Source organism: Virgibacillus sp. DJP39 (genome assembly GCF_049310925.1).
GTDB lineage: Bacteria > Bacillota > Bacilli > Bacillales > Amphibacillaceae > Virgibacillus_F.
On record NZ_JBMERP010000012.1, the window covers coordinates 60,239 to 66,613 of the forward strand.

General features: G+C 38.0%; 7 protein-coding genes. 4 read left to right on the forward strand and 3 right to left on the reverse strand.

The features are described from left to right. Position 1: 1 nt before the first annotated feature. The 3 genes from hisD to ACOI1D_RS06485 are packed head-to-tail and all read right to left on the reverse strand — an operon-like array spanning position 2 to position 3,146. Entirely contained in the window at positions 2 to 1,276 is a 1,275-nt protein-coding gene (gene hisD, locus ACOI1D_RS06475; RefSeq protein ID WP_422500191.1) for a histidinol dehydrogenase, read from the reverse strand. Between the two features lie 7 nt (positions 1,277 to 1,283). Further along, a complete protein-coding gene (hisG, locus tag ACOI1D_RS06480) occupies positions 1,284 to 1,910 on the reverse strand; it encodes an ATP phosphoribosyltransferase (protein ID WP_422500193.1) in 627 nt (208 codons plus the stop codon). Further along, positions 1,911 to 3,146: an ATP phosphoribosyltransferase regulatory subunit gene (locus ACOI1D_RS06485; protein WP_422500195.1), complete on the reverse strand. Its 1,236-nt coding sequence runs from the start codon at positions 3,144 to 3,146 to the stop codon at positions 1,911 to 1,913. It abuts the gene before it with no gap. 102 nt (positions 3,147 to 3,248) lie between these two features. On the opposite strand from ACOI1D_RS06485, the gene ACOI1D_RS06490 reads away from it, so the two are divergent. From ACOI1D_RS06490 to murB, 4 genes are all read left to right on the forward strand, one after another. Beyond that, complete coding sequence (locus ACOI1D_RS06490; RefSeq protein WP_422500197.1) at positions 3,249 to 4,061, forward strand: histidinol-phosphatase HisJ family protein; 813 nt, start codon at positions 3,249 to 3,251, stop codon at positions 4,059 to 4,061. A gap of 72 nt (positions 4,062 to 4,133) precedes the next feature. Beyond that, a complete protein-coding gene (locus ACOI1D_RS06495) occupies positions 4,134 to 4,508 on the forward strand; it encodes a YbaN family protein (protein WP_422500199.1) in 375 nt (124 codons plus the stop codon). Positions 4,509 to 4,523: 15 nt separating this feature from the next. After that, complete coding sequence (locus ACOI1D_RS06500; protein ID WP_422500201.1) at positions 4,524 to 5,342, forward strand: alpha/beta hydrolase; 819 nt, start codon at positions 4,524 to 4,526, stop codon at positions 5,340 to 5,342. A gap of 23 nt (positions 5,343 to 5,365) precedes the next feature. Beyond that, positions 5,366 to 6,286, forward strand: coding sequence for a UDP-N-acetylmuramate dehydrogenase (gene murB / locus ACOI1D_RS06505; RefSeq protein WP_422500203.1), 921 nt, complete (start codon positions 5,366 to 5,368; stop codon positions 6,284 to 6,286). Positions 6,287 to 6,375: the final 89 nt, after the last annotated feature.

Here is a 6,375-nt window from a genome sequence, read left to right on the forward strand (position 1 = left end):
ATTACTCTTCCTTTCTTATCTTAATTGCATTTGCGTGCGCGGTTAATCCCTCAGCTTCTGCTAATGTAACAATTGAGTCGGTTGCGGATGAAAGGGCGTCTTGCGTATACTGAATGACACTTGATTTTTTAACAAAATCATAAACACCAAGTGGAGAGGCAAATGCAGCTGTACCATTTGTAGGTAATGTGTGGTTTGGCCCAGCAAAATAGTCGCCTAATGCCTCCGGTGAATAATTCCCAAGAAATATGGCGCCTGCATTTCGAATAGAGTCTAACGAATTTAACGGTTCATTAATCATCAGCTGTAAATGTTCTGGAGCTATCTGATTAACGAGTTCTAAGGCCTCCTCAAGAGATGTACATACAATCATTCGTCCATTTTTTTCAAGGGAAGATTGAATAATCTCTTTTCGTGAAAGGGTGGTTGTTTGTTGGACCACCTCGTCATGTATTGCTTTTGCAAGTGCTTCTGATGTAGTAATACAGATAGCGCTAGCTTCTTCATCATGTTCTGCCTGTGACAGCAGATCTGCTGCAGCAAATCGAGGATTAGCCGTTTCGTCCGCAACAACACATATCTCACTAGGGCCTGCGATCATGTCAATGGAGACGTCGCCAAATACCATTCTTTTTGCTTGTGCAACATAGGTATTACCGGGACCAACAATTTTATTAACTTTGGGAATTGATTCTGTTCCATAAGCAAGGGCAGCGATTGCCTGTGCACCACCGACCTTATATATAGTATCTACTCCAGATTCATAGGCAGCTACAAGCACATGCGGATTAACGGTTCCGTCAGCTTGGGGAGGTGTGACGATACTGATAGAAGAAACCCCTGCTAATTTCGCTGGAATTACATTCATGAGAACTGTCGATGGATAAGCGGCCTTGCCACCGGGAACATAAATGCCGACTCGTTCTATCGGTGTAATCTTTTGACCCAGGTACACATTGTCCTGCTCTCCCATGAACCAGGAATTCTGTTTTTGTGCTTCATGAAATGTTGTGATATTCTCCTGTGCCTGCTTTAATGAACGGATAAAGGAATCATCAACAACCTTTCGTGCATCAGCTATTTCCTGTGGGCTGACCTTCAAATCGGTAAGCGATACGCTATCAAATTGCTTCGTATAATCAATAAGTGCGTTGTCACCCTGTTCTCTGACAGTCAAAATGATTTCTTCAACACGAGAACGGACAGTCTTCTGCTGGTCTAAAGTGGTTGATTTGCTTTTCTCTGCTAAAAATACCTTTTTATCTATTATCTTCATCTGCTGGTCACCCCAATACATCCCGTATTCGGTCCAATATGTCATGAATACGGTTTGATTTTGTTGCAAAGCTTGCTTTATTAACTATTAGTCGTGTACTAATTTGATCGATTGTATCAAATACATTTAATCCATTTTCTTTCAAGGTGGTACCTGTTTCCATAATGTCAACAATAACATCAGCCATACCAATTAAAGGGGCTAGTTCAACGGATCCGTTAAGTTTAATCATTTGAACGGACTTACCCTTTTTTTGAAAATAGTTGGACGCTATACGTGGGTATTTTGAAGCAACCGTCAGCTTTTGTTTTGCCTCATACGCTTCTCGATTCACTCCAGCAACCACAAACTGACACGCACCAAACTGTAAATCCATCATGTCATAAAGATTTGAATCCGATTCCTGAATGTTATCCTTCCCTGCAATGCCAAGGTCAGCCGCCCCTGTATCGACATAAGTTGGGACATCTATTGCTTTAACATAGACCATCTTAATTTGATTGGTTTGATCATAAAATATCAGCTTTCTTGATTTAGGATGAAAATCTTCAAATTGGATTCCCGCCTGGTGTAATAACTCTATTGCCTGTTTTGCTGTTCGACCTTTACCAAGGGCTATTGTTAGGTAGTCCAATTACATTTCCCCCTTATTCCGTGTAAGCAGATTTACTAGTTTACTAACATCGTTAAATTGCCTGCATTCACCATTTTGAGTAACTACTTGATCGTTCGCTGTATAGTGTATAGTCGTTATTTCATCAAATGATTTAACCTCATCTGTCTTTGCTGTGACAATCACACGTAATCCACCCTTTCGTAATGCTTCGGCGGATTGAATCGCTTCTTTCTGTCTTACTGTGTCATAGGTGATCAGAACATCAATATGTGCTGCATCAGGTTTAAATAGATTGCCTTGATCAAGGGCCTCCAATAACACATCACTTTCACATGCAAAACCAATTGCTGGAAGATCACTTCCGATTTGGGATGCAAGTTGATCATATCTACCACCCATTAACACGGGTTTTCCCACATTCTCTACATATCCTTGAAAAATAATGCCTGAGTAATAATCCATATGATTTATCAGTCCTAAATCCAGTGATACGAAGCGATCTACATCGTACAGTTTCAGGATCTTGTGTAAGTCTTCCAGCTTTTGTATCTGTTCTACCATTGAATCACTAATTAAAAGTTCTTTAGCACGCTTTGTTACAGCAGTAAAATCACCGTATAAATAAGGGATTTGTATGAGTAAATACTGTAATTCCTCAGGGACATCACGTTTTGATAAGAATAGCTCAAGCTCGGATATGTTTTTTGCCCGAATAAGGGATTGCAGTTCCTTTATCTCAGAATCGGTGAGAGAGACTACATCCAATAAAGGACGGAAAAAACTTGCTAAACCTACTTGGATTTGAATGGATTTAAATCCAAGGTTACGTAACACCTGTACTGCTAGAGAAATTACTTCCGCGTCAGTTTCTGTCGAGCTCGGTCCATAATTCTCAACCCCAGCCTGAGTCCATTCTTTTTTACCTTGTTGATCACCAGCTAAGCGGAACACATTTTCTATGTAGAAAAGTCGCTCTGCAGCTAAGGACGGCGGGGTGGTTACTTGCATCTTTGTTATCGGAACGGTGACATCCGGGCGCATAACGAGTATTTTCCCTGTAGGGTCAATTATTTTTATCATGCTGTCATGTTTGACTGTTCCCGTGATTGATTGATACAAGTCATAGGATTCAAATGTCGGTGTTTCCACCTCTCGATAACCATAAGTTAAAAAGTTATTTTTTATTGTGCGCAGTAAGTATGCTTTCTTTGAAAAATCACTTATACTTAAATCGTCTGAACGATCAAAATTCATCAAATCATCCTTTTAACTTTATTGCTTTATCGCTTTATCTAATTAAAGTTATTTGTTAGTATAGTAGTTAACAAGGAAAAAGTCAACACAAGGAGTGTTTTTATGTTTGATTATCACGTACACAGTAATTATTCAGCGGATTGTAATACACCTATGGAAAAAAGCATTCAGCGTGCAGTTGAGTTGGGCCTGCGGGAAATTTGTTTCACAGAGCACATCGATTATGAATATCCTGACGAAACGATCGATTTTGATTTGGATTTAAGAAGCTATGATAAGCAAATCATGCAATTACAAGAAAAATATAAAGATGTCATTAAAATCAAAAAAGGGGTAGAAATAGGTGTCCAGCCATATTTGTTGGACCGATATGACCGCCTTATGGCAAATGAAGATTTTGACTTTGTCATCTGTTCCATGCATACAGCAAATAAAAAAGATCTTCATTCTGGTCATTTTTTCAAAAATATGTCAACTGCTGATGCGTATCAACTCTATTATAATGAACTGTTATATTGTGTGGAAAATTTTCAAAACTATTCCATCTTAGGTCACATCGATTTAGTGAAACGGTATCAACAGGAACCTGAGGATGAACGTTTTCATGAAGTGATTTCAGCGATTTTTAAAGAAATTATTCCTGCTGGTAAAGGAATAGAATTAAACACTTCTGGCGTTCGGTATGGTATGAAAAATGGAATGCCAAGTACAGATATTCTTAAGTTATACCTGGAAAGTGGAGGAGAAGTACTTACACTGGGCTCTGATTCACATTCTGAACAAACAATTGCGTTTCAGTTTCAGGAGTCACTAGAGCTTCTGGAATATATAGGGTTTCGCTATATTACAACATTTGAAAATCAATTACCTATTTTTCATTCAATAAAAAAGTTAAAAGGAAATGAAAATTTTTAAACCATTAAAGCATTAAGTTGGGTTAAATGCTATAATGAAAGTGAAAAAAATTTCGTATAGCTGGTGTGAGAAATGAAAAAAGTGTTACTAACTATTATTGGAATCATATCCTTAGTACTAGGGATAATTGGTATTATATTGCCACTTTTGCCAACTACGCCACTATTACTTCTTGCTGCTGCATGTTTTGTACGTAGTTCCGACAGACTGTATCAGTGGTTAATCACAAATAAATGGTTTGGGCCATATATTAAAAACTACCGCGATGGAAAAGGTATTCCTTTAAAAGCAAAAATTATAAGTATCTTATTACTATGGATTTCAATGGGGTATACCATTTTTATCGTGATCCCCCTATTTTTTTTCCAGTTTCTATTGTTTTTTATTGGTGGAATATTTACATGGGTCATTCTAAAACAGAAGACATTATATAAAGTAAGCAGGTAGGGGATAACAATTCAGTTGAAAAAGAAATACATTATGCGGGTGACAGCTCTATTAATTATTATTGTGGGTATCACCGTGATAACTTATAAACCAGAAAAAGCTGAATCAAGGAATTATGACGAACCATCTACCGTTTTCGTACATGGTTATAAAGGCACGTATAATTCTTTTGGAAGTATGCTCGATCGATTTGAAAAACAAAATAACTGGGGAAATAAAGCCTTGATCTATCGAGTTTCAAAAAATGGGAATATTAGAGTTCTCAATTTAAACAAAGGAAAGATGGATCCAGTGTTCATTCAGGTTATATTTGAAAATAATCAAGCGAGCTATGAAGATGGAGCTAAATGGTTATCACGCGTGTTGAGTCATATGAAGCAGCATTATCAAATAAACACTGTAAACATTGTAGGTCATTCTATGGGTGGCTTAGTAGCGGTTAAATATTTTCAGGAATACCAGGACAGTACCCTATTTCCAATAACTGAAAAGCTAGTTACAATTGGTAGTCCTTTTGATGGTATATACAATCAACCCTATTTCCGGATTAATCACAACCCTGCAGCAACAGATTTAAAGCCGAATTCTGCAGCACTTCAATTACTTCAATCACCTAATCAAACAGTCCCGGATAATCTAAATGTATTAAGCATTGGCAGCACCGGTGATCCAATCGCAAGGCCAAAAAGCGTTAATGCATTGCGAATGATTATACCACCAGAACAATTAAAAATGGTTATAATTAATAACGATGACTTGGGACATAGTGAATTACATGAAAGTGAGTCAGTTGATCAACTGATTAATTCTTTTTTATGGAAGAATACGAACTAAACTATTTTAAAGGAATGATTTGAGTGCAAAATTATCATCATACGTACGAAAAATTGGGGAATATTACAGCAGAGAAAAATGTGATGGTGAATGAACACTTGAACAAGCATACATATACACGTTTGGGCGGAAAAGCGGACTTTTTTGTTACTCCGGAAACGTATGAGCAGGTGCAGGAAATTGTTAAGCTGGCAAATCAGGAGAATCTACCGTTTACATTACTTGGTAATGGATCTAATCTAATTGTAAAAGACGGTGGCATCCGTGGAATTGTACTAAATCTAAAGCAATTGAACTCTATTCATACTGATGGGACAACAATTGTGGCCCAGAGTGGTGCAAGGATTATCGATACATCCCGTACTGCGTTAGGTGAAAGATTAACAGGGTTGGAATTTGCTTGTGGCATACCTGGTTCAGTTGGAGGTGCGCTGTTCATGAATGCTGGGGCATATGGTGGCGAAATCAAGGATGTGTTAGAAAGTACGATTGTAGTGGACCGAGCGGGTAATTTGCTTAAGCTATCAGCAAACGAACTAGATTTAGATTACCGTACCAGTAACATCCCGGACAACGGATACATCGTGTTAGAAGCAGTATTTTCAATGAAAAAAGGGAACTATGATGAGATTAAAGCAATAATGGATGACCTTACATTTAAAAGAGAATCTAAGCAGCCTCTAGAGTATCCATCTTGTGGCAGTGTATTCAAACGACCACCAGGCTATTTTGCGGGAAAGCTGATTCAAGATAGTGGTCTGCAAGGGAAGCAAATTGGAGGGGCACAAGTATCCTTGAAGCATGCTGGATTTATCGTCAATGTAGACGAATCTTCTGCAAAAGAGTATATTGACCTCATTCATTTTGTTCAAGACACGGTAAAGGAAAAGTTTGACGTACGTTTAGAACGAGAAGTGAAGATAATTGGTGAAGATCTGGGATAATACTAGTGTATAAAGCAGTGAACAATGTTCACTGCTTTTGTTCGCAGTAAAGAAAGTTTGAAAATTCCTTTCTGCATAAGTGCACCTAA